The organism is Brevibacterium sp. SIMBA_078 (genome assembly GCF_046534565.1).
Lineage (GTDB): Bacteria > Actinomycetota > Actinomycetes > Actinomycetales > Brevibacteriaceae > Brevibacterium.
This window is the reverse complement of record NZ_JAWRYQ010000547.1, coordinates 1-239: the sequence shown is the minus strand read 5'-3', so window position 1 is coordinate 239 and position 239 is coordinate 1. Positions and strand designations below refer to the sequence as shown.

At 28.5% G+C, this 239-nt stretch carries 1 protein-coding gene; it reads left to right on the top strand.

Annotated features, from left to right (window positions below; all coding sequences use genetic code 11):
* Positions 1-57 precede the first annotated feature (57 nt).
* The coding region (locus SB749_RS20745; RefSeq protein ID WP_410711979.1) for an AAA family ATPase at positions 58-239 on the top strand (182 nt) is incomplete at its 3' end.

Sequence of the window (239 nt, the reverse complement as noted above, 5' to 3'; positions counted from 1 at the left end):
ATTTATAGAAGACGCACGTGTAACAGGTCAGATTTTAAAAGATATGGATGATTAGAAATGAAGCTAATAAATTTAAAGTTTAAAAATTTCAGACAGTTCTATGGAGAACAAGAAATTAGTTTTTCGACTGACCCAAATAAGAATGTGACATTAATTCATGCTGAAAATGGCGTTGGTAAAACTGCATTTCTTAATGCTATTAAGTGGTGTTTATATAAAGATACAACTAATAATTTTAG